Origin of the sequence: Psychrobacter sp., assembly GCF_035469765.1 — a bacterium.
Taxonomy (GTDB): Bacteria; Pseudomonadota; Gammaproteobacteria; order Pseudomonadales; family Moraxellaceae; genus Psychrobacter.
The window spans coordinates 1-2,597 of the sequence record NZ_DATIRM010000023.1 but is presented as its reverse complement, the minus strand read 5'-3'; the positions used below and the strand labels follow the sequence as shown (position 1 = coordinate 2,597).

Below are 2,597 nucleotides of genomic sequence, written 5' to 3'. Positions count from 1 at the left end.
ATCACTCTTTGGATATCTTGCTCGGTTGCCGTAGGGTAGGTTGCTTCCACTTCGCCAGTAGCTGGATTGTTAACTTGATAATCGCTCATAGCTATTTCCTTTAGTTTAAAATGTCTTTGGGTTCAAAATCCATTTGTGTTTATATTTTCATGCTGATAACTTCGGCTGCTGCTGAGTAATACAATGAATATTACCGCCGCCAAAGACAATCTCTTTCGTTTGTACTCCCACTACCTGATGGTCAGGAAAGACTTTTTCAAGCTGTGCAATTGCTAAGCTATCATTTATATCATCATATTGAGGTACGATAATGGCCTCATTACAGATCAAAAAGTTGGCAGAAATGGCTAAGTCAGTATCGGCAAGAACCAAGCACCTAAAACTGGTAACACCTTAACGGATGAGCAGCGAGAGCTCCAAGAACTGCGTAAAGAGAATAAGCGCTTGAGGATGGAGCGCGATATTTTAAATGAGGAGGGATAAAACGAAGCACTGCTTCGTTCCGACGCAAGACAAGAGCTATGCTCGAGTGAGGCTTCAGCTCTGCTGGCATTAGACAGTCTGAACGGAACGGATACCGCTGATCAGGCAGCTTGCAGAGCAAGATAAACGGTCAGTAAAAGTCTTCTGTGCAAGCTGTTTGGCGTGATGAAGAGTCGTTATTACTATGGAATTCAGCCAAAGCCCATCAGTCTTAAAACTATTAAACACAAGGCATTAATCCATCAAATATTTAACCAATCCAAGCAGTCAGCAGGTGCTCGTAGCATCGTTGCCATATTAATAAATAAACATAACATCAAGCTGACTCGCTATATGGCAGGTAAGCTCATGGCGCAGATGGGCCTTAAAAGCTGCCAGTTAAAGACGCATAAATACAAGTATGCTGATGACGCGCATAAAACGCATAACAATATCTTAAATAGAAACTTTAGCCCAACGGCGCCCAATCAAGTCTGGACGGGTAATGTGACTTATATTCGTATCAAAGGTGGCTGGTTATTTAGCTGTTGTTTTAGACTTATATGCTCGGCATGTGGTGGGCTTTGCCGTATCAGACTCCCCTAACAGTATGCTGACCGCTAAAGCGCTGTAGATGGCGTACCATACCCACATGAAACCAAATGATGTGCTGTTTCATTCCGATCAGGGTACCCATTACACCAGCAAGAAGTTTGTTGAATCTGTGGCTAGTTGTGACGGCATGATACAAAGTATGAGCCGTCGTGGAAACTGTTGGGACAACGCACCCACTGAGCGCTTCTTTAGAAGCTTTAAAACTGAATGGATGCCAAAGGGCGGTTATGAGAATATTGCTGAGACTAAAAGCGCCATTATTAATTATATCTGGGGCTATTATCAAAACTTGAGACCACATAGTTTTAATGATTATTTGCCTCCAGCAGAAAAAGAGAAACGTTACTTTAATCAAAATCTCTTATCAGCTGTTCTAAATTAGTTGACCACTACACTTTGGGCTTGTCCTTGACCAACCTTACTTTATTCACTGTTTGCTTATTTAGGGTAGGTTTAGTAAGAGGGCCAAAGCCCTTTTTGTATCTTTTTACTGCTAAAGCATCAGCTGCTGCTTGTTCTTCTGCTAATGCCAGTTCATGTAGATTTTGATAGACGGCTAACGTCTCATCAATCATTTCACGTATGGTAAATTTGTTGGTCATCTCAGGACGAGTCACGCTTTCTAGTTGATTACGTACCGCTTTACACAGCGCATTGGCATTGTATTTTTTGACCAAACCTTGCGGATACAGTGGCCGCAGGATTTCACTAAATGCCGCTTGATCCCAGCCAATGACCGGTGTACCCAGATGAATGGCCTGTAAGGCATTGATACCGATAGACTCGGGTTGATTGGCAAGTGCCATGACGATATTTGCCGCTGATAACCATTCGCGCATATCATTACGCTTACTACCCACATAGGTGATGTGATCGGCAAGCCCTAAGGTATTGCTGCGTTGACGAAAATCCTCATGCGCAACATCGCCTGCTCGGTAATCTTCATCCATAATAATGGCATGAATATTGGGGAATTGCTCTTTCAGATTGCCCAAGATATCAATCAGCCATTCTTGTCCATACTCCTTACCAATGATGGTTGGAAATACCAGCCATTTTTTATTTTCAAGCTCAGGATATTCAGCAAAGGTATGACGCAGCCAATATACCGATGGGTTGTGCCGATAAGGATAGCGGCGCGTATCAACGCCGCGGTAGATACGCTTAATCACGCGAGGGTCGAGTTCCTCGCGGCGCAGCCCTTTTTTGAGATAATCGGTCACACTATCAGACACAGTAATAATGGTATCGACGTCGAGCAGAGCTTGTGAGTATTTATTGATTGGGTAAAAACCATACATGGTCGAAACCAGTTTTGGTCGACGTTTTACTCGTGCATGGCGTAGCGCTAAATGTAGTATCCATGCAGGCGTGCGAGAATGCACATGAATGACATCAGGATTATATTTTTCAATCAAACGTCGAAGTGGCGCAACCTGTAACAATGACAGCCAAGACTTTTTATTCATATATAGCTGATGATAGTGACTGCCATCACGCTTTAGGCGTCTGACCAAATC

Annotated in this window: 4 protein-coding genes; 2 read left to right on the top strand and 2 right to left on the bottom strand. The window is 43.2% G+C overall.

Annotation, left to right across the window (positions count from 1 at the left end; translation table 11 throughout):
* Positions 1-147: 147 nt before the first annotated feature.
* A complete protein-coding gene (locus VLN09_RS00520; protein ID WP_325243066.1) occupies positions 148-372 on the bottom strand; it encodes an agmatine deiminase family protein in 225 nt (74 codons plus the stop codon).
* A gap of 276 nt (positions 373-648) precedes the next feature.
* On the opposite strand from VLN09_RS00520, the gene VLN09_RS00515 reads away from it, so the two are divergent.
* Both VLN09_RS00515 and VLN09_RS00510 read left to right on the top strand, forming a co-directional pair.
* Positions 649-1,068 (top strand): IS3 family transposase, encoded by a 420-nt coding sequence (locus VLN09_RS00515; RefSeq protein ID WP_325243068.1) that lies wholly within the window; start codon positions 649-651, stop codon positions 1,066-1,068.
* Between the two features lie 46 nt (positions 1,069-1,114).
* Positions 1,115-1,459: an integrase core domain-containing protein gene (locus tag VLN09_RS00510; RefSeq protein WP_325243064.1), complete on the top strand. Its 345-nt coding sequence runs from the start codon at positions 1,115-1,117 to the stop codon at positions 1,457-1,459.
* Positions 1,460-1,466: 7 nt separating this feature from the next.
* On the opposite strand, the gene VLN09_RS00505 is transcribed toward VLN09_RS00510, so the two are convergent.
* On the bottom strand, positions 1,467-2,597 hold a 1,131-nt coding region (locus VLN09_RS00505), incomplete at its 5' end, for a glycosyltransferase (RefSeq protein WP_325243062.1).